Genomic DNA, 24,120 nt, shown 5'->3' with positions numbered 1-24,120 from the left:
AATGATCGCGGCTGGCAGGCCGGGCAACGCATCCCATATGGGACGCAATATGCCGCGCGAGGACCGACGCTTGCCCCATGACGCCCCACCCGATGCCGAAACGGCCCATTCTCCGCGCGCGCGTTCGGCATCGGACATCCTGGCCAATCTGGATGCGCTGCTGACGGGCGAGCGGGTGAAGCTCGGCGACACGGTGGACGCGATGGGCGAAGCCGGCATCGGCCTGACTGTACTGATGCTGGCGCTGCCCTCCTTCATTCCCGTGCCGGGCCTGCCGACCGGTGTCGTCTTCGGCACGGCGCTCGCCATCCTCGCCCTGCAGATCCTGACCGGGGCGGACCGGCTGCTGCTGCCGCGCTGGCTGCGGGAACGCAGCCTGCCGCGTGGTCCCGTCGTCACCGGCGGCCTGTGGGTGGCGCCGTGGTTCCGCCGCGTCGAATGGATGCTGAGGCCGCGCCTGCGCCTTCTTTCCGGCCGGCTGGCGCATGTCGTCCTCGCCGTTCCGATCTTCGTGCACGCGGTGATGATCCTGCTGCCGATCCCGCTCGGCAACCAGCTGCCGGCGCTCGCCGTTATCGCCTTCGCCTTCGGCCTGATCGAGCGCGACGGCCTCGTCGTGCTGATCGGATGGCTGCTGTCGGCGGTCGCGATCGCCTGGAACTCGGCCATCGTGTTCTTCGGCGCAGAACTCTCCATGTTCCTCTACCGCTGGACGTCCGACGCCTGGACCCAGCTCCAGATCTGACGGCGCAGATTTTTTCGCCACGCCCGGCACAAGCCGCTTGCGCCTCGATCCAGCTGTGCTAGCCTCCCCTGAGAAAAGCTTTTCTCAGCTCCGCCGGGCGGTAGGTCCGTTCCTTCCGCCCTTTTTGTTCGAGGATTGAGAAAACCTTTTCTCAGATCGGCCGTCCAAACGGCCGGCACTGCGAGGAAGCCACGCATGACCGACGCCAGCGACCGACCGATCCAGACCGCCCGCAAGCGGCCGGTGACGCTGCGTGACGTCGCCGTGGCCGCCGGCGTCAGCGTCGCCACCGCCTCCAAGGCGCTGAACGACCAGGGCCGCATGACGCAGGAGACCCGCACCCGCGTCCGCGCCATCGCCCGCGAGCTCGGCTTCCGGCCGAACAGCCTGGCGCAGAGCCTGCTGCGCCAGCGCAGCTTCACCGTCGGCCTGCTCACCAACGACACCTATGGCCGCTTCTCGCTGCCGGTGATGGCCGGTGTCTCCGAGGCCCTGCTCGACAACGGCGTCTCCGTCTTCCTGTGCAATGTCGAGGACGACCCGCGCCTCGGCCAGCTGCATGTCGACGCCATGCTGGAGAAGCGCGTCGACGGCATCATCGCCTCCGGCAAGCGGCTCGACCGCCACCTGCCGGTCGATCTCGCCGATCTCGGCATTCCCGTCATCTACGCCTTCACCGAGCCCGACCCGAACTCGATCGCCTTCGTTTCCGACGACGAGGGCGGCGCGCGCCTCGCCGTCGAGCACCTGATCGCGCTCGGCCGGCGCCGCATCGTCCACGTCACCGGGCCCGAGACCTTCGCGGTCGTGCACCAGCGCGCCGGCGCCTATCGCGCCGTCCTGGCCGAACACGGCCTCGCCGGGGCGCGCGTCCTGACCGGCGCGTGGTCGGAGGCCTGGGGCCACGAGGCCGTGGCACGATTGTTCGACGACGACGCGGAGGAAGCGCCGGACGCCGTCTTCTGCGGTAACGACCAGATCGCCCGCGGCGTCGTCGACGGGCTGCGCGAGCGCGGCCTGCGGGTGCCGGAGGATGTCGGCGTCATCGGCTTCGACAATTGGGAGATCGTCGCCGCCGCCACGCGCCCGCCCCTCACCACCGTCGACATGAACCTGACCGCGCTCGGCCGCGAGGCCGGGCTGACGCTGCTTTCGCTCGTCGACGGCAAGCCCGTCGAGCCGGGCATACGGAAACTGCCGTGCCGCCTGGTGGTGCGTCAGTCATGCGGTCGTCCGCCGGGCGACTAGGACCACCTGTCACGGTCCCGGGAGGAGCCTGGATCGGGGACAAGCAGGGAGGAAGACCATGAAGAAGCTGACTAGCCTTCTGGCCGCGACGGCGGCGCTCGTGTCGATGACGACGCTCGCCTCCGCGGCCGAAACCGCCAATATCTGGGTCCGGGCCGACGGCTCGAACTTCATGCCGCAGATCGTGGAAGCCTTCAACAAGAGCCACGAGAACCAGATCAAGCTCGACATCATCCCCAACGCCGAGCTGGTGCAGAAATACGCGACCTCCGCCGCCGGCGGCTCGGCGCCGGACGGCCTGTCGCTCGACCTGATCTACACGCCCGCCTTCGCGGCCGCCGGCCAGCTCGAGGACATCACCGACTGGGCCAAGTCGCTGCCCTACTTCAAGGATCTGTCACCGGCGCATGTCACCACCGGCACCTACAAGGACCGGATCTACGGCCTGCCCTTCTCCGCCGACAGCTCCGTGCTGATCTGGAACAAGAAGCTGTTCAAGGAAGCCGGCCTCGACCCCGAGAAGGGGCCGACCAACTGGGCCGAGATCGAGGCGGCGGCCGAGAAGGTCAACGCGCTCGGCGGCGACATCAGGGGCTTCTACTTCTCGGGCGCCTGCCCGGGCTGCAACATCTTCACCTTCACGCCGCTGGTCTGGGCGTCGGGCGGCAACGTCCTCTCCGAGGACGGCACCAAGGCGACGCTGAACGATCCGAAGCTGCGCGAGGCGATCGACTTCTATCGCGACATGGTCGCCAAGGGCCTCGTGCCCGAGGGCGCGCAGACCGACAGCGGCGCCAACTTCTTCGCCGCCTTCGCCGGCGGCAAGATCGGCATCGCCCCGTCCGGCGCCTTCGCCATCGGCGCGCTTAACACCCAGTACAAGGACATCGACTACGGCGTCACCTTCCTGCCGGGCAAGGATGGCGGCTGGTCGTCCTTCGCCGGCGGCGACAATTTCGTCGTCACCAAGGGTACGCCGAAGCTCGCCGTGCTGAAGGAGTTCCTCGACTTCGCCTATTCGCTCGAGGGCCAGACGCTGCTCGCCAGCCGCGGTAGCCTGCCGGTCCGCGGCGACATCGCCAAGGAAGCGCTGAAGGATCTCGATCCGCGCTACCAGATCGCGGCCGAGGCAATGGCCAAGGGCCGGACGCCCTATTCGGTGGTGTTCAACGACATCATCAACTCGGCCAATGGCCCCTGGGCGCAGCTGGTCTCCGAGGCGTTCTACGGCGACGACGTCGACGGCGCGATCGCCAACGCGCAGGAGACGATGCAGTCGATCATCGACGCGGGCACCGGCCAATAAGGCCGCTTCGGTCGGCGGGGGCCCAGCGCCCCCGCCCTCATACCGCATCGCATGCGAGGGAACGCCATGTCATCGATCACGGCCAAAGCGGGCGTCGTCACGCCCGCCGCGCCCGCCAGACGACGGTCGAAGATCGACCGCGGCCATTGGGTCGGCCTCCTCTACATCGCCCCGGCCATCGTCCTGGTGACGGTGTTCTTCGTGATCCCGCTCGGCATGACGGTCTGGATGTCGCTGCACAACTGGCCGCTGATGGGTCAGCACCGCTTCATCGGCCTCGACAACTACATCGCCATCACCAAGGACGTCCGTTTCTGGAACGCCCTGAAGTTCACGCTCTACTACACGGTGATCGTCACCATCGCGATCTTCGCGGTCGCCTTCCCGCTGGCGCTGTTCGTCGAGAAGCCGCGGCCGATGACCGGCGTCTACCGCACCGCCTTCTTCATGCCGGTCGTGGTCGGCTTCGCCTCGGCGAGCCTGCTCTGGGCCTGGCTGCTCAATGTCGACAGCGGCCTGTTCAGCCCGGCGGCGCAGCAGCTCGGCCTGACGGAGAAGAAGTTCAACCTGCTCGCGACCTTCAACCCCGCCTTCTGGTCGATCATCGTCATGGTGGTCTGGAAGGTGGCGGGCTTCACCATGATCATCCTGATGACCGGGCTACAGTCGATCCCGACCGAGTTGCAGGAGGCTGCCAAGATCGACGGCGCCAATGCCTGGCAGCGCTTCCGCCAGATCACGCTGCCCTTGATGCGCCGCACGCTGGCGCTGGCGCTGATCCTCTCGGTCGCCGGCTCGATCCTCGCCTTCGACCAGTTCTACATCCTGCTGCGCGGCGGCCCGCGCAACTCCACGATCACGGCGGTCTACTGGATCTTCAACCAGTCCTTCGTGTCCTTCAAGCTCGGCTACGGCGCCGCGCTCTCCATGGTGCTGCTGGTCATCCTCGTCACGCTGAGCCTGATCCAGCTCCGCCTGCTGCGCAATCCGGAGGGCACGTGATGGCCAAGGCATCCCGGAACGGCGCCGGCATCGGCCGGCTCGTCGGCGAGCACGGCACCGGCCTGTTCCTGTCGATCCTCTTCCTGGCGCCGATCGCCTGGACGATCCTCTCGACCTTCAAGCCGCCGCTCGAGGCGCGCCAGCCACCGATCCCGCCCTGGCCGACGACCGGCTTCTCGATCCAGAACTACATCACGCTCGACAGCTTCGGCGCCGGCCTCTGGCACTCCGCCCAGAACAGCATCTTCGTCGCGGTCTCGAGCGTGGTGCTGACCGTCGTGATCAGCCTGCTCGCCGGCTACGGCTTCTCGCGCTTCCGCTTCCCGTTCAAGAACCTGTTCTTCGTGCTGATCCTGTCGACGATCATGATCCCGTTCCAGTCGATCCTGACGCCGATCTTCCTGATCCTGTCCTGGCTCGGACTGCAGAACACGCTGAGCGGACTCGTCCTCGTCTATGTGACGCTGCAGCTGCCCTTCTCGATCTTCATGATGCGCAACGCCTTCGACGCGGTGCCGAAGGAGATCGAGGAAGCGGCGCGGATCGACGGCGCCAGCAGCTTCGCGCTTCTGACCAAGGTCATGCTGCCGCTGGTCTGGCCCGGCGTCGTCACCGTGGCGCTCTTCGCCTTCCTCAACACCTGGAACGAGTTCCTCGCGGCGCTCGTGCTGATGACCGACCAGGCGAAGTTCACGCTGCCGATCATGATGACGGCCGTGCAGTCGGGGCGCTTCGGCGCCATCGACTGGGGCGCCGTGCAGGCCGGCGTCACCGTGATGATGATCCCCTGCCTGATCCTTTTCCTGCTCCTGCAGCGCTTCTACATCCGCGGCCTGACGGCCGGCGCGGTGAAGTAGCGCCCCTCACCCAACCCGCTTCCGACGAATAGGAGTCTATCCATGAGTGCCATGCCATCCATCGGCGAGGCCCCGCGCGCCCGCTTCCGTCCCCCCGCCGTCCCCCAGGTCGAAGTCCGCGGCTTCTGGGGCGCCCGCGTCGACGCCGTCGCCGACAAGACGGCCGACATCCTCTACCAGCGCTGCGTCGAGGCCGGCATGCTCGACCAGATCGACCCCGACCGCCCAGTGCCGGCGCTGCGCATCCCGTTCATGTCGATGTCACCGGCCGCCGTCGGCAAGCCGACCACCACGACCGGCACGGTGACGATGCAGATGTTCTGGGATTCCGACCTCGGCAAGACGATCGAGACGGCGGCCTACAGCCTCTACCGCAAGCCGAATCCGGAGCTGGAAGCCAAGATCGACGCCGTCATCGACATGTATGGCAAGCTGCAGCAGGAAGACGGCTACCTGTCGAGCTGGTACCAGCGCATGGAGCCGGGCAAGCGCTGGACCAATCTGCGCGACTGCCACGAGCTCTATTGCGCCGGCCACCTGATCGAGGGCGCGGTCGCCTATTACCAGGCGACGGGCAAGCGCAAGCTGCTCGACATCCTGTGCCGCTACGTCGACCACATCGATTCCGTGTTCGGCCCCGAGCCCGGCAAGAAGAAGGGCTATTGCGGCCACGAGGAGATCGAGCTCGCGCTGGTCAAGCTCGCCCGCGTCACCGGCAACCAGCGCTACATGAAGCTGGCCAAGTACTTCATCGACCAGCGCGGCCAGCAGCCCCATTACTACGACGAGGAGGCTGTGGCCCGAGGCTCCGATCCGGCCAGCTACCACTTCGGGACCTACGAGTACAACCAGTCACACAAGCCGGTGCGGGATCAGGACAAGGTGGTCGGCCATGCCGTCCGCGCGATGTATCTCTATGCCGGCATGGCCGATGTCGCCACCGAGTACCACGACAACACGCTGCGCGTGGCGCTCGACCGGCTCTGGGACGACCTCAACTCCAAGAACCTCTACGTGACGGGCGGCCTCGGACCGTCGGACAAGAACGAGGGCTTCACGGCCGATTATGACCTGCCGAACGAGACCGCCTATGCCGAGACCTGCGCCTCGGTTGCCCTCGCATTCTGGGCCAACCGCATGCTCGGCATGGGCCCGAACACGCGCTACGCCGACACGATGGAACTCGCGCTTTACAACGGCTCGATCTCCGGCCTGTCGCTCGACGGTTCGCTGTTCTTCTACGAGAACCCGCTCGAGAGCCGCGGCGGCCACAATCGCTGGAAGTGGCACCGCTGCCCGTGCTGCCCGCCGAACATCGGCCGCATGGTGGCGTCGATCGGCACCTACATGTACGGCCAGGCCGAGGGCGAAGTCGCCGTCCACCTCTATTGCGACTCGACCGCGACGCTCGACATCGGCAGCGCCGAGGTGAAGCTGACCCAGGATACCCGCTATCCCTGGGACGGCGCGGTCGGCATCGCAGTCGACGTGGCAAAGCCGACCCGCTTCGCGCTCAACCTGCGCATCCCGTCCTGGTGCCGCAAGGCGACGCTTCAGGTCAACGGTTCGCCCGTCGACCTGAAAGCGGCGACTGCGGACGGCTATGCCCGCATCGAGCGCGAGTGGAAGGCCGGCGACGTCGTGCGGCTCGACCTCGACCTCGCCGTCGAGCAGCTCTACGCGCATCCGGAAGTTCGCCAGGACGTCGGCCGCGTGACGTTGAAGCGCGGGCCGCTGGTCTATTGCCTCGAGGGAATCGACAACCCGGTCTCGCTCAACCGAATCCGCGTACCGGCGGCGTCGAGCTTCACCGCCAATTTCGAGCCGGGCCTGCTCGAAGGCGTCGTGACGCTGGCGGCCGAGGCGGCGGTGGACGCCACCGGCGACTGGAACGGCGACCTCTATCGCACGGCGCCGCCCCAGACCGAGACGGCGCCGATCAAGGCCGTGCCCTATTACGCCTGGGACAATCGCGAGCCGGGCGAGATGCTGGTCTGGCTGCGCGGCGGCTAGGCCCCTAAACATCACCGTCGCGCCGGGGACAGGTCTCTGGCGCGACGGCCAATCTTCTCTATGCTCGCCGCAGCGATTCCCGAGCCTAGAGGTTCCGCAGTGTTCTTCCTGATCCGGCTGGCCTTCTTCTACTGCGTGATCGGCGCCGGCATCCTCTTCATCCAGCTGAGCTCCACGCCCTGCGAACGTCCGCTCGTGCTTGACGACGGCGTGTCGTCGCTGAAGGGGCCGATCGAGTTCGGCCGCCTCGGCCACGACAGCGCCTACACGTCGCGCGTCCTGAAGGATGTCGTGTTCTGGGGCCCACGCGCCGTCGACTTCGTGTTCACGGGCGACGTCTCGGTGAAGAACTTCCTGTTCGCGACCGACTGCAAGCGCTGACGCGCCCGCTTCAGATCACCACCAGCGTCGTCTTCGACGGCACCCGGTCGTAGAGATCGATGACGTCCTGGTTGAACATCCGCACGCAGCCGGCGGAGGCCGACTTGCCGATGCTCCGCCAATCCGGCGAGCCGTGGATGCGATAGAGCGTGTCGACGCCGTCCTTGTAGATGTAGAGCGCGCGGGCGCCGAGCGGATTGTGCAGGCCGGGCGGCATGCCCTTGCGCCATTTCTCCAGCTCGGGCTTGCGTCGGATCATGGCGGAAGGCGGCGTCCAGGTCGGCCATTTGCGCTTCCACTGCACGACGGCGCGGCCCTTCCAGGAATAGCCCTGGCGGCCGAGGCCGACGCCGTAGCGCATCGCCTTGCCATCCTTCAGCACCAGATAGAGATGCTTCTCCTTGGTGTTGACGACCAGCGTGCCCGGCGCCTCGCCCGTCGGATCGTCGACCAGCTGGCGCAGATATTTCGGATCGACATCGGCGTGGCGGATCGCCGGCAGGCGGTAGTCGCCGTCCGTCACGGCGGCATAACGCGCCGCGTTTTCGTCGACGGGCGCCGCCTCGATGGCGGGCGCCGGCACCACAGGCGGCGGCGTCGGGGCCAGGGCGCCGGCCCCACTGCCTTCGCCGAGTTCCTTCGGAACCTGGACGCAGCCGGCGAGCGCCGACGCGGCGAGGACGGACATGCCGGCCAGGAGCGACCGACGCGAAAGAAGCAGAGACACGGAACGAGAACCTTGGGAGGGAGAAACGGTGGGCTGGCACGCGCGGTGCGCAGGGCTTGGGCGTCTCCTACCGCACGGAATGCGGCAGCGATATGGTTAACACGACACAACCATCCGCATGGCAGGCATGCAGATGCCGAGAACTTCTGGTTGTTGCCGTCCCGACACAGGTCGCCTCCACGGCAAACCAGTACATATGCCGCCACGTCATACGGTGCTTGAAGTCGATTTGAAGAACCGCCATGATGGCGGACAGATCAGACTGCTTGAACTCTCGTGAGAGGACGTCGATGACCCGCATCGATCAAGAAGCTATTCTGACGGCGTTCCCCTTCATTCTGGCCCCGGCCGTGATTTCCCGCGCTGAAGGCGCGTGGCGCTGACCTCCGGCGCGCTGGCGCTCCAGCCTCGATCCAAGGGACCACAGGCCCGGGCCGCCGGGTCTTGCCCCGGCGCGATGCGACCGACGAGAGGAGATGTTGATGCGAAACTGGTCCCACGCATGGACAGGCGCCTGGACGCGCCGCGCCCTCATGACGGCGCTGGCGTCATTCTTCGTCGCCGCCGCGCTGCTGCCCCTCGGCGCCTTCGCCGATCCGCTACCCTCCTGGAACGACGGCAAGGCCAAGGCGGCCATCCTCGACTTCGTGACGCGCACCACGACGGCCGGCGGGCCCGACTTCGTCGCGGTCGGCGACCGCATCGCCACCTTCGACAATGACGGCACGCTCTGGTCCGAGCGGCCGGTCTACTTCCAGGGCATCTTCGTGCTCGACCGCATCAAGGCGATGGCGAAGGACCATCCCGAATGGAAGGACAAGCAACCGTTCAAGGCCGTGCTGGAAGGCGACATGGATGCCGTGATGGCCTCCGGCAACAAGGGGCTTGGCGAGCTCCTCGCCGCCAGTTCCACCGGCATGTCGGTCGAGGACTTTTCCGCCGCCGTGACCGAATGGACCAAGACGGCCAGGCATCCGCGCTTCGACAGGCCCTATACGGAACTGGTCTTCCAGCCGATGCTGGAGCTCCTCGCCTATCTGCGCGCCAACGGCTACCAGACCTTCATCGTCTCGGGCGGCGGCGTCGAGTTCATGCGCGCCTGGGCAGAGGGCGTCTACGGCATCCCGCCGCAGCAGGTCGTCGGCTCCTCCGACAAGACGGAATTCAAGCTCGACGGCGACACGCCCAGGATCTTCAAGCTGCCGGCGGTCGAGTTCGTCGATGACGGCCCCGGCAAGCCGGTCGGCATCAACCGCTTCATCGGCAAGCGACCGGTCTTCGCCGCCGGCAATTCCGACGGCGACCTCGAAATGCTGCAATGGACGACGCTGAACAGCGGCCCGCGCTTCGGCCTGATCGTGCACCATACCGATGCAGTCCGCGAATGGGCCTATGACCGCGATTCCCATATCGGCAGGCTCGACAAGGCGCTCGACGAAGCGCCGAAGCGCGGCTGGCTCGTCGTCGACATGAAGAACGACTGGACGAAGATCTACCCCTTCGAGAAATGAGCCGCCGATGACCGCCCGTGCCTCCGTTCTCGAGATCCAGAAGCATGTCAACGCCTCCGTCATCGGCCAGGAGAGGGTCGTGGAGCGGCTCGTCATCGCGTTGCCGGCCAATGGCAACGTGCTGGTCGAAGGCCTGCCGGGCCTCGCCAAGACCCGCGCGATCAAGAGCCTGTCCAAGGCGCTGGAGTCGGAATTCAGCCGGATCCAGTTCACGCCGGACCTGCTGCCGTCCGACGTGACCGGGGGCGAGATCTACCGCGCCGACGCGGGCGGCGCCGGCACCTTCGAGTTCCGCAAGGGACCGATCTTCGGCAATCTCATCCTCGCCGACGAAATCAACCGGGCGCCGGCCAAGGTGCAGTCGTCGCTGCTGGAAGCCATGGAGGAGCGGCAGGTGACCGTATCCGGCAAGCGCTACGCGCTGCCGGACCTCTTCATGGTGCTGGCGACGCAGAACCCGATCGAGCAGGAGGGCACCTATCCGCTGCCCGAGGCGCAGATGGACCGCTTCCTGATGCATGTGCGGATCGACTATCCGAGCGATCGCGACGAGGTGAAGGTGCTGCAGCTCGTCCGCTCCGAGAGAGATCGGCGCAGCAGGTGATCTTCGACGCGCGCAAGGAGATCGACGCGGTCCAGTCGGCCGAAGCGGTCGAGACCTACATCGTCGGCCTGATCGCGGCGAGCCGGCGACCGGCCGAATTCGGAGACAAGCTGAAGGGCTGGATCGCCATCGGCGCCAGCCCGCGCGGCTCGCTGGCGCTCGACAAGGCGTCGCGCGTCCGCGCCTGGCACGAGGGCCGCGACTACGTCACGCCGGAGGATGTGCAGGCCGTCGCGCATGACTGCCTGCGCCACCGCCTGTCGCTGACCTACGAGGCAAGCGCCGACGGCGTCCGTGCCGACGCCAGGCACGGAAACGGGCGCCGCGCCGCATCCGGTCCGGCCGGCCGTGTGGGTGACGGTTACAGCGACCGCCATCCTGGCGGTCCTGCTCGTCGCGACGGCATGGCAGAGGCTGCGGGCGCGACGAGCCCGCCACCGGGCCGCGTGGACGAGATCGGAGGAAGCGGCCTTCGCGGCGCTCACCAAGGCCTGCCGGGGCGACGACGCCGGCGCGACCTATCGGGCACTCGCCGACTGGCGATCCCGACTACCGGAAAGCTGGCCGCCGCCGCCGGCAGCGGAATCACTCGACGCCGCGCTGTTCGCGCCGGACGGCACGACGACGGTGTGGTCGCGCGAAAAGGCCCGCGCGCTTCTCGTCCTGTTGCAGGAGTTCCGGCGAGAGGTCATGGCCCCGTCGCGCCCCGCCTCGCCGGCGCCGCTGCCTCCGCTCAATCCGGCCAGGCCGCCTGCGGCCGGACGGCGCGCCACGCCCCATGCGGGGCTGCGATTCCTATGAGATTTTTATGGTCCGCCGGGGCTTCCCGTCTCGAAAGACTATGCGGTCCCGCGCCATATCTGCCGCAGAGATCCGATGGCGATCGCCATCTGGCAACGCGGCAGCATCGGAGCCTCACGACGCAGCGACGCCAGTCCGTCGACTTGCATAGAAGCGCGCGAAACGGCGCAGAAAGCTGATCCCATGGACGCCATAATCCTCGCGATTGCGCTCGGATTCTTTGTCCTGATGTTCGGTTACATCAGGATTTGCGAGAATACATGACCCGGAGAACGGACCGATGATGATCGATTACATCCTCGGCGGGGCCGTGGCGGTGTTCATCTCCGTCTACCTGACCTACGCCCTCCTCCGCCCCGAGCGGTTCTGACCCGACGCAGAAAGCGGCAATCATGACTTTCAACGGATGGATCCAGATCCTGATCTTCTGCGGGATCGTGATCCTGCTCGTCAGGCCGCTCGGCGGCTACATGACGCGCGTCTTCACGGGCGAGCGCACCTTGCTGACGCCCCTCTTCCGCCCGGTCGAGCGCGGCCTCTATCGCCTCGCCGGAACCAGCGAGACCGAGGAGCAGCACTGGACCACCTATGCGGCGGCGATGCTGTTCTTCAACCTCGCCGGCCTGCTGGCGCTCTATCTGCTGCTGCGGTTCCAGGGCGCGCTGCCGCTCAACCCTGCCGGCATGGCCGGCCTGCCGCCCGAGCTCGCCTTCAACACCGCCGCCAGCTTCGTCACCAACACCAACTGGCAGAACTACGGCGGCGAGACGACGATGTCCTACCTGTCGCAGATGGCAGGCCTGAACGTGCAGAACTTCGTCTCGGCCGCGACCGGCATCGCCATCGCCGTGGCCCTGATCCGCGCCTTCGCACGGCGCTCGGCGCGGACGCTGGGCAATTTCTGGGTCGACCTGACCCGCAGCATCCTCTACCTGCTGCTGCCGATCTGCGTGGCCGGCGCGCTGGTGCTGGTCTGGCAGGGCGTGCCGCAGAATCTCGGCCCCTACACGATCGCGACGACGCTCGAAGGCGTGCAGCAGACGATCGCGCAGGGCCCCGTCGCCTCGCAGATGATGATCAAGCATCTCGGCACCAATGGCGGCGGCTTCTTCAACGTCAACGCCGCCCATCCCTTCGAGAACCCGACGGCGCTCACCAACCTGATCCACATGGTGGCGATCTTCGCGATCGGCGCGGCGCTGACCAACGTCTTCGGCCGCATGGTCGGCAACCAGAAGCAGGGCTGGGCGATCTTCGCCGCGATGGGCATCCTATTCCTGGCGGGCGTGACGCTCTGCTACTGGGCCGAGGCCTCGGGCAATCCGCTGCTGCACGCGATCGGCCTCGACGGCGGCAACATGGAAGGCAAGGAAACCCGCTTCGGCGTGACGCTGTCTGCGCTGTTCGCCGTCGTCACCACGGCGGCCTCCTGCGGCGCGGTCAACGCCATGCATGACAGCTTCATGGCGCTCGGCGGCATGGTCCCGATGATCAACATGATGCTCGGCGAGATCATCATCGGCGGCGTCGGCGCCGGCTTCTACGGCATCCTGCTCTTCGTCGTGGTGGCGATCTTCGTCGCCGGCCTGATGGTCGGCCGCACGCCGGAATATCTCGGCAAGAAGATCGAGGCCAAGGAAGTCAAGATGGCGATGCTGGCCGTGCTCTGCCTGCCCTTGGCGATGCTCGGCTTCACGGCGATCGCCATCGTCCTGCCGACCGGCGTCGCCTCGATCGCCAATGCCGGCCCGCACGGCTTCTCCGAGGTTCTCTACGCCTACACCTCGGCCACCGCCAACAACGGCTCGGCCTTCGGCGGGCTCTCAGGCAACACGCCCTGGTACAACATCACCCTCGGGCTCGCGATGCTGATGGGCCGCTTCCTGGTCATCATTCCGGCCATGGCGATCGCCGGCTCGCTGGTCGGCAAGAAGATCGTGCCGGAATCGGCGGGAACCTTCCCGACGCACGGGCCGCTCTTCGTCGGCCTGCTGGTCGGCGTCATCCTCGTGGTCGGCGGCCTGACCTTCTTCCCGGCCCTCGCCCTCGGCCCGATCGTCGAGCATCTCGCCATGCTCGCCGGCCAGAGTTTCTGACCGGACATCGCCCCCGCCGGCGCGGGCCCAATCCGCGCCGGTGCGCCGCGACCCCACATGCTGGAGCTTTCCATGAGCCAGTCCAAATCCGCGAGCCTTCTGGATGCTCGCATCCTCGTCCCCGCCCTCGGCGACGCCTTCCGCAAACTCAATCCGCGGAGCCTCGCGCGAAACCCCGTGATGTTCGTCGTCGCCGTCGTCTCGGCGCTGACCACCATCCTGCTGCTGCGCGACGTCGCGACCGGCGGCGCCAATATCGGCTTCTCGCTGCAGATCGTGCTGTGGCTCTGGTTCACCGTGCTGTTCGCGAACTTCGCCGAGGCAGTAGCGGAAGGACGCGGCAAGGCGCAGGCGGATTCGCTTCGCCGCACCCGCAGCGAGACCCAGGCCAAGCTGCTCAAGGACGATGGCCCCGACTACACGACCGTGCCGGGCAACAGCCTGCGCGTCGGCGACGTCGTGCTGGTCGAGGCCGGCGACACCATCCCGTCCGACGGCGAGGTGATCGAGGGCGTCGCCTCGGTCAACGAGGCCGCGATCACCGGTGAATCGGCGCCGGTGATCCGCGAATCCGGTGGCGATCGTTCCGCCGTCACCGGCGGCACGCAGGTGCTCTCGGACTGGATCCGCGTGCGCATCACCGCCGCGGCCGGCTCCACCTTCATCGACCGGATGATCGCGCTGGTCGAGGGCGCCGAACGCCAGAAGACGCCGAACGAGATCGCGCTCAACGTGCTGCTCGCCGGCATGACGCTGATCTTCGTGCTGGCGACGGTGACCATCCCGAGCTTCACGACCTATGCCGGCGGCGCCATCCCGGTGATCGTCCTCGTCGCGCTGTTCGTGACGCTGATCCCGACCACCATCGGCGCTCTGCTCTCGGCGATCGGCATCGCCGGCATGGACCGGCTGGTGCGCTTCAACGTGCTCGCCATGTCGGGCCGCGCCGTCGAGGCGGCCGGCGACGTCGACACGCTGCTGCTCGACAAGACCGGCACGATCACGCTCGGCAACCGCCAGGCCAGCGAGTTCCGCCCGGTCCAGGGTGTCAGCGAGCAAGAGCTCGCCGACGCGGCGCAGCTCGCCTCGCTCTCGGACGAGACGCCGGAGGGTCGCTCGATCGTCGTGCTGGCGAAGGAGAAATACGGCATCCGGGCGCGCGACATGCAGAGCCTGCACGCCACCTTCGTGCCGTTCACGGCGCAGAGCCGGATGAGCGGCGTCGATGTCGACGGCACCTCGATCCGCAAGGGCGCCGTCGACGCCGTGCTGAAGCATCTCGGGGGAATGCCCGACGCGTCGCGCCCGAAGGCCGACACGATCCGCGAGATCCAGGCGATCGCCGACGCCATCGCCAAGACCGGTGGCACACCGCTCGCCGTGGCCAGGGACGGACGCCTTCTCGGCATCGTCTACCTGAAAGACATCGTGAAGGGCGGCATCCGCGAGCGCTTCGCCGAACTGCGTCGCATGGGCATCCGCACGGTGATGATCACCGGCGACAATCCGATGACGGCGGCCGCCATCGCGGCGGAGGCGGGCGTCGACGATTTCCTCGCCCAGGCGACACCAGAGAACAAGCTCGCCCTGATCCGCGAGGAGCAGGCCAAGGGCAAGCTGGTCGCCATGTGCGGCGACGGCACCAACGACGCGCCGGCGCTGGCGCAGGCCGATGTCGGCGTCGCCATGAACACCGGAACGGTGGCGGCTCGCGAGGCCGGCAACATGGTCGATCTCGACAGCGATCCGACCAAGCTCATCGAGATCGTGGAGATCGGCAAGCAATTGCTGATGACCCGCGGCGCGCTGACGACCTTCTCGATCGCCAACGACATCGCCAAGTATTTCGCCATCATCCCGGCGATGTTCCTGGCCTTCTACCCGCAGCTCGGCGCGCTCAACATCATGGGCCTCGCGACGCCGCAGAGCGCCATCCTGTCGGCGATCATCTTCAACGCGCTGATCATCGTCGCCCTCATTCCGCTCTCGCTGAAGGGCGTCCGCTACCGCGCGACCGGCGCGGCATCCGTGCTGTCCCGCAACCTGCTGATCTACGGCCTCGGCGGCATCCTCGTCCCGTTCGCCGGCATCAAGCTCATCGACATGGCGCTTGCCGCCATCGGCCTCGCCTGAGGAGAACCATCATGCTGAAACAGATTCGGCCCGCGATCATCATGATCGTCGCCTTCACCCTCCTGACCGGTCTCGCCTATCCGCTGGGGATCACCGGCATCGCGCAGGCGCTGTTCCCGCACCAGGCCAATGGCAGCCTGATCGAGCGCGACGGCAAGATCGTCGGCTCGGAGCTGATCGGCCAGCTGTTCGACGATCCGCGCTATTTCCATGGCCGCCCCTCGGCGGCCGGCGCGAACGGCTACGACGCGGTCGCCTCGAGCGGCTCGAACCTGGGCCCGACCAGCAAGGCGCTGATCGAGAAGGTGAAGGAACGGACCGAGGCGCTTCGCGCCGAGAACCCCGACGCGGCGGTGCCGATCGAGCTCGTGACCAGCTCGGCCAGCGGCCTCGACCCGCACATCACGCCGGACGCCGCCTATTTCCAGACGCCGCGCGTCGCCAAGGCGCGCGGCATGGACGAGGCCGAGGTCCGCGCGCTGGTGACCGCCGCCATCGAGCCGCGCGCGCTCGGCCTGCTCGGCGAGCCGGTCGTCAACGTGCTGAAGCTGAACCTCGCGCTCGACGCGCAATGAACGACTGAACAAGTCCGGCGGGAATGCCTAATTATGGCGTTCCCGCCGCACCGTGAGGATCCAGGTGTCCGACGACAGTGTTTCACGTGAAGGCCGTCCCTCGCCCGAGGCGCTGCTCGACAGCGCCGAGCGGGAGGGACGCGGCCGTCTGAAGATCTTCCTCGGCGCCGCGCCGGGCGTCGGCAAGACCTACGAGATGCTGATGTCCGGCCGGGCGCGCGCCGCCGACGGCGTCGACGTGGTGATCGGCATCGTCGAGACGCATGGCCGCGCCGAGACGGCGGCCCTGACCGAGGGGCTCGAGACCATCCCGCGCACGGTCGTCGACTATCGCGGCCGCGTGCTGGAGGAGATGGACCTCGACGCCATCCTCGCCAGGCGACCGAAGCTGGTTCTGGTCGACGAGCTGGCGCATACCAATGCCGAGGGCAGCCGCCACCCCAAGCGCTATCTCGACGTCGAGGAGCTGCTGGCGCGCGGCATCGACGTCTACACCACGCTCAACATCCAGCATGTCGAGAGCCTGAACGACGTCGTCGCCCAGATCACGCGCATCCGCGTGCGCGAGACGGTGCCGGATTCCATCATCGACCGCGCCGACGACATCGAGATCATCGACATCACGCCGGACGACCTGATCAAGCGCCTGCACGAGGGCAAGGTCTATCTGCCGAAGACGGCCAGGCGGGCGATCGAGAACTATTTCTCGCCCAGCAACCTGACGGCGCTGCGCGAGCTGGCGCTTCGGCGCACGGCGCAGCGCGTCGACGAGCAGCTCGTCACCCACATGCAGGCGCACGCCATTCCCGGCCCCTGGGCGGCCGGCGAGCGCGTGCTCGTCTGCGTCGACGCGCGGACGGACGGACCGTCCCTCGTCCGCTACGCCCGCCGCCACGCCGACCGGCTGCGCGCGCCCTGGGCGGCGCTCTTCATCGAGAGCGCCAGGGCGAGCCGCTTCGGCGACGCCGAGAAGGACCGCGTCGCGGCGACTCTGCGCCTGGCCGAGCAGCTCGGCGCGGAAGCCGTGACGCTTCCCGGCCAGCATGTGGCACAGGAAATCCTGCGCTACGCCACGGCCAACAACTACACCCACATCATCGTCGGCAAGTCCGACAAGCCGCGCTGGCGCGAGATGCTGGTAGGGTCGGTGTCGCACGACCTGATCCGCCACGCCGGCGGCATCAGCATCCACGTCATCTCGCCCGATGCCGCGCTCGGCGCGCCGGCCCGGCGCCCGGTCGCGCCGGCCCAGGCGCAACGCCTCGACCTCAAGCCCTATCTCTGGAGCGTCGCCTATGTGGCGGTCGCGGTCGGCATCGGCCACGCCCTGTCGCGGTTCCTGGACGTGCGCAACATCGCGCTCGTCTTCCTGATGGCGGTGCTGGCGATCGCCGTCAGCAGCGGCCTGTGGCCGGCGCTCTTCGCCTCGGCGCTGGCGGCGCTCGCCTTCAACTTCTTCTTCCTCGCGCCGCTCTACACGCTCAACATCAGCGACCCCGAGAGCGCCGTCGCCTTCGCCTTCTTCCTCGGCGTCGCCGTGATCGCGAGCAATCTCGCCGGGCGCGTGCAGGGGCAGGCGGCGGCCGCGCGGCAGCGCGCCCGCACCACCGAGGGCCTCTACCAGTTCAGCCGCAAGCTCGCCGGGGCCGGCACGCTGGAGGACGTGCTGTGGGCCTCCGCCTACCAGATCGCGGCGATGCTCGGCGTCCGCGTCGTCGTGCTGCTGCCGGAGGACGGCGTGATCGCCGTTCGCGCCGGCTATCCGCCGGACGATACGCTGGACGAGGCCGACATCGCCGCCGCGCACTGGGCCTGGGAGCACGACCGCCCCGCCGGGCGCGGCGCCGACACCCTGCCCGGCGCGAAACGGCTCTACCTGCCGCTGAAGACCGGCCGGACCCGCGTCGGCGTCCTCGGGCTGGACAATGACAAGCAGGGGCCCGTGCTGACGCCCGAGCAGCAACGCCTGCTCGACTCGCTCGCCGACCAGGCGGCGCTGGCGATCGAGCGGATCCAGCTCGTCGCCGACGTCGACAGGGCTCGGCTCGCCGCCGAGGCCGACCGGCTGCGCTCGGCGCTCTTGACCTCGATCTCGCACGACCTGAAGACGCCGCTCGCCTCCATCCTCGGCGCCGCCGGCACGCTCAAGGACTATTCGGCCGACCTGCCGGAGGCGGACCGCGTCGAGCTGCTTTCGACCGTGATCGACGAGTCCGAACGCCTCAACCGCTTCATCGCCAATCTGCTCGACATGACGCGGCTCGAATCCGGCGCGACCGACGCCTCCGCCTCGCCGCACTTCATCGGCGACATCGTCGGCAGTGCGCTTCGCCGCGCCGCCAAGATCCTCGACGGGCACCGCATCGAGCTCGCCGTGCCGGCCGACCTGCCGATGGTCAAGCTCGATCCCGTCCTGTTCGAACAGGTGCTGTTCAACCTGCTCGACAATGCCCGCAAATACGCCCCCGCCGGCTCCACCATCCGCCTGCGGGCCTGGACGGACGCGGCGCAGGTCAGGCTGCAGGTCATCGACGAAGGCCCCGGCATTCCGACCAGCGATCTCACGCGCGTGTTCGACAGCTTCTACCGGGTCAGGAAGCAGGACCATGTGCAGGCAGGGACCGGGCTCGGCCTTGCCATCTGCAAGGGGTTCGTCGAGGCGATGGGCGGCACGATCGCAGCCAGCAATCGCACCGACCGGACGGGCGCCGTCTTCACCATCAGCTTTCCCGCGACGAGCGAGCCCGCCAGACTGGACGACAGGTAATGAGCACATCGAGCGTGAGAATCCTCGTCGTCGACGACGAGCCGGCGATCCGGCGTCTGTTGCGGGTCGGCCTGACAACGGAGGGCTATGCGATCCTCGAGGCCGAGAACGCGGCCGAGGCGACGGCGATGGTCACGGCCGAAAGGCCGGACCTCGTCATCCTCGATCTCGGTTTGCCGGATCTGCCCGGCCATGACCTGCTGGCGCGCTGGCGCGCCGCGCAGATCGACCTGCCGATCGTCATCCTGTCGAGCCGCACCGACGAGGCGGGAATCGTCAAGGCGCTGGAGGCGGGCGCCGACGACTACGTGACCAAGCCTTTCGGCATGCGCGAGCTCGCGGCGCGGCTGCGCGTCGCGCTGCGCCACCGGCTGCAGCAGCAGGGCGAGAAGGCCGTCTTCCAGACCGGCGATCTCTCCGTCGATCTGGTGAAACGGATCGTCCGCGTCAGCGGGCGGGAAGTGAAGCTGTCGCCGAAGGAATACGACATCCTCCGCCTGCTGGTTCAGCACGCAGGCAAGGTGCTGACGCACCGCGCCCTGCTCGCCGAGGTCTGGGGCGGGTCGACCGACGTCCAGTATCTGCGCGTCTATGTCCGGCAGCTGCGCCAGAAGATCGAGCAGCAGCCCGACCAGCCGCAATACATCCTGACCGAAACCGGCGTCGGCTACCGGCTGCGCGAGGCCGATCCGTGATCCATCCGCGATTCCACGCCTCCAAAATCGCCTGACGTGAGCTATTCCATGCAGTTATCCAGCATCGTCCAGTCGGAAGATGTCCTCGTTGACCTGTCCGTGCCGAGCAAGGCGGCGCTGATCCGCAGGCTGGCGGCCCACGCCGCCGCGCGGCTCGATATTCCGGAGGAATCGATCCACCGAGCCCTCGTCAATCGCGAGAAGCTCGGCTCGACGGGCATCGGAACCGGCGTGGCGATCCCGCATGCCGGCGTCGACGGCATCACGGCGCCGTTCGGCCTACTCGCCATCCTCCGGAAGCCCGTCGATTTCGAGGCGGTCGACGACGAGCCGGTCGACATCGTTTTCCTGATCCTCGCGCCCGAGGGTCGGACGACCGCACATCTGAACGTCCTCGCCTGTTTCGCCAGGCGGGCGCGGATCCGCGAATTCCGCGCCAGGCTGCGCGGCTCGGCGAGCCCAGAGGCCGCCTATAGCGTGCTGACGGAAGCGCCGGGATAGAGCGCGCGGCCCCCTCCCCGGAAGAACGCCGCGTCGCGGCCGGATGCGGCTCAGGGCACGAGGACGGCGGCCCCCACCAGGCCGCCCGAGCGCAGGTCGCCGAGGGCCTCGTTCGCGGCTGCGAGCGGATAGACGGTCGTCACGGGGCGAATGCCAACCCTGGGCGCGATCGCGAGGAAATCGACCGCGTCCCGTCGCGTCAGGTTGGCGACCGAAACCAGCTGCCGCTCCTCCCAGAGAAGGCGATACGGAAAGCGCGGAATATCGCTCATGTGGATGCCGCCACAGACGACCCGTCCCCCTTTCCGGACGGCGCGCAGCGCGAGCGGCACCAGCGCGCCCACCGGGGCGAACAGGATCGCGGCATCCAGGGCCACCGGCGGCATCTCATCCGAACCGCCCACCCACGTCGCGCCGAGCGAACGGGCCATGGCCTGGGCCGCCTCGTCGCCGGGGCGGGTAAAGGCATAGACCTCGCGACCCTGCCACCGGCAGACCTGGGCCAGGATATGGGCGGCGGCACCGAAGCCGTAGAGCCCGAGCCTGGCGGCCTCGCCGGCAAGGACCAGCGAGCGCCAGCCGATCACGCCGGCGCACATCAGCGGCGCCGCCGCGACGGGGTCCTCGAACCCCTCGAGCGGAAACGCGAAATCCGCTTCCGCCACCGCGTGGGTGGCAAAGCCGCCATCGCGCGTATAGCCGGTGAAGGCCGGCTCGTCGCAGAGGTTTTCCCGGCCGGAGGCGCAGTAGGGGCAGTGACCGCAGGCATGGGCGAGCCACGGGATGCCGACGCGGACGCCCAGCGCCGGCGACGCGACGCCGGCACCCAGCGCGTCGACAATGCCGACGATCTCGTGGCCGGGAACAAGCGGCAGTCTTGGGTCGGGAAGATCCCCGTCGACGACATGAAGATCGGTGCGGCAGACGGCGCAGGCCTCGACGCGCACGCGGATCTGGCCAGGCCCGGGAACGGAATCGGGCCGCGTTTCCATCACGAGCGGCTGTCCGATCGCCTGCAGCACCATCGCCTTCACGGCATGATCACCAGCCCGGAGAGCGGCTCGACATAGACCAGTTCGTCCTTGACCGACTTCACGCCGGCGATGTTCTCGGCGGCGACGCGCGTCGCCGCCCGCACCCGGTCGTCGAAGATGGCCCCGCGCAGTTCGACGACGCCACCACTCACGCTCACGCGCACCAGCCCGCCCCAGGTCTGCTTGGCGAGCTCCGCCTCGAGATCGGCCCGAATGCGGTCGTCATCGCTGACTTCGCCCGGCTCCGAGGACAGGCTGCTCAGCAGGGCCCTGAGAAGATCGGACCGGGCGATGATTCCCACGAGCCTGCCATCCTCGACGACAGGAAGCCGCTTGACGCGATGCTTGATCATGAGCCCGACGACATCATCCAGGGTCGCATCGGCGCGCACGGTCACGACATCGCGCGTCATGACATCGTCGACCGTCCTGCCATGAACATGCACATAGTCATCGGCGGCGGACCCCTCTGTCGACAGCCATTCCAGCCACCAGGACCGCGTCGGCTCGGTACCGAGCTCCGGCCGGCGCAGGAAGTCGCCCTCGCTCACCATGCCGACCAGGCCGCCGCCCTGCTTCGACACCACCGGCAACCCGCTGATCCCATGCGCCAGCATCAGGCGCGCCGCGTCCCGGATCGGCATCGAGGGATCGACGCTGATGACCGGCGCCGTCATGATCGCATTCACCTGCATTTCCGTCCTCCGCATCGCATGCGCCCCGAAAGGTCGGTCTTTCCCGCCATCATCAACACAGGACGACCCGCCCCGCCATGGGCTCCACCCAGACCAGCTCATCCGTGACCGTCTTCAGGCCCGCGACGCCCTGAACGGCGGCGCGCGCCGCCGCGCGCGTGCCCTCGTCGAAAATGATGCCCCGCAGTTCGACATTGCCGTCCCTGACCCGGGGGCGGACGAAGCTGCCGCCCAGTTCCCTGGTCAGGGCCGCCTCGACCTCGGCCTGGATCCTCTCATCATCGGGATGAGGCCCCTCATCCGGCGGCATCCGGCTAGCAAGGCCCCGAAGCAGATCCGTGCGCGCCACGATGCCGATGACCTTGCCCTGGTGAACCACGGGCACGCGCTTGATCTGGTGCTGGACCATCACGTCGGCGACATCGTCGACATTCGCCTGTCTTTCGATCGTCACCACGTTGCGCGACATCACTTCCTCGACCGGCCGCTCGTAGATCTCCACATAGTCTTCCGCCGTCTTGCCGACGCTGGCGAACCATTCGAGCCACCAGGGCGACTTCCGCTCCCCCGCCACCCGGCCGCGCCGCAGCAGGTCCCTCTCGCTCACCATTCCGACCAGCGTGCCGTCCTTCGACACGACGGGCAATCCGCCAAATCTCGCCGCCACCATGAGGCGCGCCGCCTCGCGGACCGTCATCGACGGCAGGATCGCGATGACGGGGGTAGTCATGATCGATTCGACCAGCATGCGCGGCTCCCCGAAACGGCCCGTTCTTCCACGCCTCGAAGGATAGGGTGGCTCGGGACGCGCGGAAGATCGCATTCGCGAAATTGAACGCGCGTGAGCCCTCCCGGCGCCGATCCTTCCTTCCACCGACGCCGGGCCGGGCCGAAGCGGGTCAATGCGAAAGGAGGACGGGAAGGCGCAGATCCGCGAACACCCCCTTGGTGGCACCGCCGAGAATGAAATCGCGCATGCGCGAATGACCGAAACCGCCCATGACCAGCAGGCCAGCGCCGGCATCGAGGGCCGCTTCCTGCAACGCCTCGGCGATGCGCCTGCCGTTGAGCGTGACGCCGCGGGCTTCGGCGCGAATACCGCGCCGTTTCAGGGAAACCGCCAGCGCCTCCGCGATGCCATGTCCCTCCAGCGGCTTCTCGTCCTGGACCGTCAGCACGGTAGCGCTGGCGCCCTGAGCGAGGATGGGCATCGCGTCCCCGAGCGCCCGGGCCGCGGCCCGCCCTCCGTCCCAGGCAATGGCGACATGCTTGACGGGCATGGAGGAAGCGGCGGGGGGAACCAGAATGCCCGGCCGTCCGCTTTCGAAGACAACCGCTTGCGCCGTCTCCTGGATGACCGGCTTATCCTTGGCCCAGGGCAGGATCGAGAGGTCGAAATACCGAGCCTCGACGGCCGCCGCTTCCCCCGTCAGGCCGAGCGCGACCTTCCGGTCGGTGCAGTTCGCCTCTATTCGCCCGCCGGCCTGGCGCAGGACCAGCTCCCGGAGGCGGAGGCAGTCGGCCTGGCTGTTCGCCTCGGTGGCCCGGACCAGCTCGGAAATATTGATGAGAAACCCATCCGCCAGCGAAGACATCCGCGGGATCTCCACCGAAAAGGCGGTGGATTGAAGCGAGAGGCCCAGGGACGCCGCGACATCGACGGCGGCCGTGACGGATTCATCCGGAACGATGTCCGGATAGGTGATCATCGGCAGGTAAGCGAGAAGAGGGTTTGGCATGCTTCGCCTTTTCACATCTCTGGTTCGACGCGGGGACAGGGCTCTCCTCGCCATCGCGAGGCAGATGAAACGAACTTGAACCAGTTCCCGCCAAGGTCAGGCAACGCTCGCTGGCGATCGATTGTTCAGCCAGCGCGAGAACGGCAATAAAGCCGAGTATATCGGCGGCGGCGCCGGCTACAAGGACGCCGGCATTCGGCGAAGCGGCCAGTGCGGCGATGCACCCGAGCCGTCCCCTCGCCCCGCAATGGCCGCGAGCGTCATTCCCTCCGCCTTTGGCCCCTGCCCCCGATTCGCCTTGAGCGAACCGTCATCCGGCTCGCTCGAAGAAAACGTGGCCAAGCAAGGGATCAGGCGGCGAGCCATCGCATGAAGGCAAAGGCCGCGACGGCCAGCAGCAGGACGATCGCCAGGCGCATCAGGACCGCGCCTTCGTCCGAGCGGGCTTGCGCCCGCGCCACGCTTCGGCGCGGCCCCTGCTGCATTCGTGGATCACGGCTCTCGAGAAAGCTATGGTGCATGCCGAAACGGCCAAACATCGTGCTCGGTCCCCTTTTCGCGCGGCACACCGGATCTTCGCGGCGCCGCGCTGCACGCACAGGCTAGCGATGGCGACATGGGGTTTTCGAGGGGGCGAACCCGACCGAAGGATATGATTTTCATAGGAATATCAGCCGCTTGGCATAGGCG

General features: G+C 67.7%; 21 protein-coding genes and 1 pseudogene. 16 read left to right on the top strand and 6 right to left on the bottom strand.

Annotated elements, in window-relative coordinates:
- Positions 1 to 70: 70 nt before the first annotated feature.
- The 7 genes from G539_RS24475 (at position 71) to G539_RS0111235 (ending at position 7,552) form a co-directional block, all read left to right on the top strand.
- Entirely contained in the window at positions 71 to 745 is a 675-nt protein-coding gene (locus G539_RS24475; protein ID WP_169516637.1) for an exopolysaccharide biosynthesis protein, read from the top strand.
- 195 nt (positions 746 to 940) lie between these two features.
- On the top strand, positions 941 to 1,993 hold the full coding sequence (locus G539_RS0111260; RefSeq protein ID WP_029075296.1) for a LacI family DNA-binding transcriptional regulator: 1,053 nt from the start codon (positions 941 to 943) through the stop codon (positions 1,991 to 1,993).
- 106 nt (positions 1,994 to 2,099) lie between these two features.
- Positions 2,100 to 3,299 (top strand): ABC transporter substrate-binding protein, encoded by a 1,200-nt coding sequence (locus tag G539_RS0111255; protein ID WP_425402354.1) that lies wholly within the window; start codon positions 2,100 to 2,102, stop codon positions 3,297 to 3,299.
- A gap of 66 nt (positions 3,300 to 3,365) precedes the next feature.
- Entirely contained in the window at positions 3,366 to 4,301 is a 936-nt protein-coding gene (locus tag G539_RS0111250; protein ID WP_029075294.1) for a carbohydrate ABC transporter permease, read from the top strand.
- Positions 4,301 to 5,158 (top strand): carbohydrate ABC transporter permease, encoded by an 858-nt coding sequence (locus G539_RS0111245; RefSeq protein ID WP_029075293.1) that lies wholly within the window; start codon positions 4,301 to 4,303, stop codon positions 5,156 to 5,158. Before G539_RS0111250 ends, G539_RS0111245 begins: the two co-directional genes overlap by 1 nt.
- A 42-nt stretch (positions 5,159 to 5,200) precedes the next feature.
- Entirely contained in the window at positions 5,201 to 7,171 is a 1,971-nt protein-coding gene (locus G539_RS0111240; RefSeq protein WP_051231293.1) for a glycoside hydrolase family 127 protein, read from the top strand.
- Positions 7,172 to 7,270: 99 nt separating this feature from the next.
- Positions 7,271 to 7,552: a hypothetical protein gene (locus tag G539_RS0111235; RefSeq protein ID WP_029075291.1), complete on the top strand. Its 282-nt coding sequence runs from the start codon at positions 7,271 to 7,273 to the stop codon at positions 7,550 to 7,552.
- Between the two features lie 10 nt (positions 7,553 to 7,562).
- Here G539_RS0111235 and G539_RS0111230 read toward each other — a convergent pair whose 3' ends face one another.
- Positions 7,563 to 8,240 (bottom strand): L,D-transpeptidase, encoded by a 678-nt coding sequence (locus G539_RS0111230; protein WP_035830986.1) that lies wholly within the window; start codon positions 8,238 to 8,240, stop codon positions 7,563 to 7,565.
- Between the two features lie 521 nt (positions 8,241 to 8,761).
- Here G539_RS0111230 and G539_RS0111225 point away from each other — a divergent pair.
- From G539_RS0111225 to G539_RS0111180, 9 genes and pseudogenes are all read left to right on the top strand, one after another.
- On the top strand, positions 8,762 to 9,790 hold the full coding sequence (locus G539_RS0111225) for an HAD family hydrolase (RefSeq protein WP_035831124.1): 1,029 nt from the start codon (positions 8,762 to 8,764) through the stop codon (positions 9,788 to 9,790).
- A gap of 7 nt (positions 9,791 to 9,797) precedes the next feature.
- Positions 9,798 to 10,696 (top strand): annotated as a pseudogene (locus G539_RS24465) (AAA family ATPase); the annotation flags it as partial.
- Positions 10,697 to 11,475: 779 nt separating this feature from the next.
- Positions 11,476 to 11,565: a K(+)-transporting ATPase subunit F gene (gene kdpF, locus G539_RS24460; RefSeq protein ID WP_035830982.1), complete on the top strand. Its 90-nt coding sequence runs from the start codon at positions 11,476 to 11,478 to the stop codon at positions 11,563 to 11,565.
- A 22-nt stretch (positions 11,566 to 11,587) separates the two neighbouring features.
- Positions 11,588 to 13,291, top strand: coding sequence for a potassium-transporting ATPase subunit KdpA (kdpA, locus tag G539_RS0111205; RefSeq protein ID WP_029075288.1), 1,704 nt, complete (start codon positions 11,588 to 11,590; stop codon positions 13,289 to 13,291).
- Between the two features lie 72 nt (positions 13,292 to 13,363).
- Positions 13,364 to 15,424 carry a potassium-transporting ATPase subunit KdpB gene (gene kdpB / locus G539_RS0111200; protein ID WP_029075287.1) on the top strand — a complete coding sequence of 687 codons (2,061 nt, stop codon included), beginning with the start codon at positions 13,364 to 13,366 and terminating at the stop codon, positions 15,422 to 15,424.
- 11 nt (positions 15,425 to 15,435) lie between these two features.
- On the top strand, positions 15,436 to 15,999 hold the full coding sequence (kdpC, locus tag G539_RS0111195; protein ID WP_029075286.1) for a potassium-transporting ATPase subunit KdpC: 564 nt from the start codon (positions 15,436 to 15,438) through the stop codon (positions 15,997 to 15,999).
- 64 nt (positions 16,000 to 16,063) lie between these two features.
- A complete protein-coding gene (locus tag G539_RS0111190) occupies positions 16,064 to 18,766 on the top strand; it encodes a sensor histidine kinase (RefSeq protein ID WP_029075285.1) in 2,703 nt (900 codons plus the stop codon).
- Positions 18,766 to 19,461 carry a response regulator gene (locus tag G539_RS0111185; RefSeq protein ID WP_029075284.1) on the top strand — a complete coding sequence of 232 codons (696 nt, stop codon included), beginning with the start codon at positions 18,766 to 18,768 and terminating at the stop codon, positions 19,459 to 19,461. Before G539_RS0111190 ends, G539_RS0111185 begins: the two co-directional genes overlap by 1 nt.
- A 48-nt stretch (positions 19,462 to 19,509) precedes the next feature.
- Complete coding sequence (locus tag G539_RS0111180) at positions 19,510 to 19,962, top strand: PTS sugar transporter subunit IIA (RefSeq protein ID WP_029075283.1); 453 nt, start codon at positions 19,510 to 19,512, stop codon at positions 19,960 to 19,962.
- A 50-nt stretch (positions 19,963 to 20,012) separates the two neighbouring features.
- Here G539_RS0111180 and G539_RS0111175 read toward each other — a convergent pair whose 3' ends face one another.
- From G539_RS0111175 to G539_RS27670, 5 genes are all read right to left on the bottom strand, one after another.
- On the bottom strand, positions 20,013 to 20,996 hold the full coding sequence (locus G539_RS0111175) for a zinc-dependent alcohol dehydrogenase family protein (RefSeq protein WP_029075282.1): 984 nt from the start codon (positions 20,994 to 20,996) through the stop codon (positions 20,013 to 20,015).
- Positions 20,993 to 21,691: a CBS domain-containing protein gene (locus G539_RS0111170; RefSeq protein WP_029075281.1), complete on the bottom strand. Its 699-nt coding sequence runs from the start codon at positions 21,689 to 21,691 to the stop codon at positions 20,993 to 20,995. The genes G539_RS0111175 and G539_RS0111170 overlap by 4 nt, the downstream gene beginning before the upstream one ends.
- 52 nt (positions 21,692 to 21,743) lie before the next feature.
- Positions 21,744 to 22,439 carry a CBS domain-containing protein gene (locus G539_RS0111165; protein ID WP_029075280.1) on the bottom strand — a complete coding sequence of 232 codons (696 nt, stop codon included), beginning with the start codon at positions 22,437 to 22,439 and terminating at the stop codon, positions 21,744 to 21,746.
- Positions 22,440 to 22,590: 151 nt separating this feature from the next.
- Entirely contained in the window at positions 22,591 to 23,400 is an 810-nt protein-coding gene (locus G539_RS0111160) for a universal stress protein (protein WP_245576860.1), read from the bottom strand.
- Between the two features lie 380 nt (positions 23,401 to 23,780).
- Positions 23,781 to 23,915, bottom strand: a complete 135-nt coding sequence (locus tag G539_RS27670; RefSeq protein ID WP_281173896.1) for a hypothetical protein — start codon at positions 23,913 to 23,915, stop codon at positions 23,781 to 23,783.
- Positions 23,916 to 24,120 lie beyond the last annotated feature (205 nt).

It is taken from the genome of Kaistia adipata DSM 17808, assembly GCF_000423225.1.
GTDB lineage: Bacteria > Pseudomonadota > Alphaproteobacteria > Rhizobiales > Kaistiaceae > Kaistia > Kaistia adipata.
Note: the sequence above shows the minus strand (reverse complement) of the source record. Positions and strands in the feature narration are given on the sequence as shown.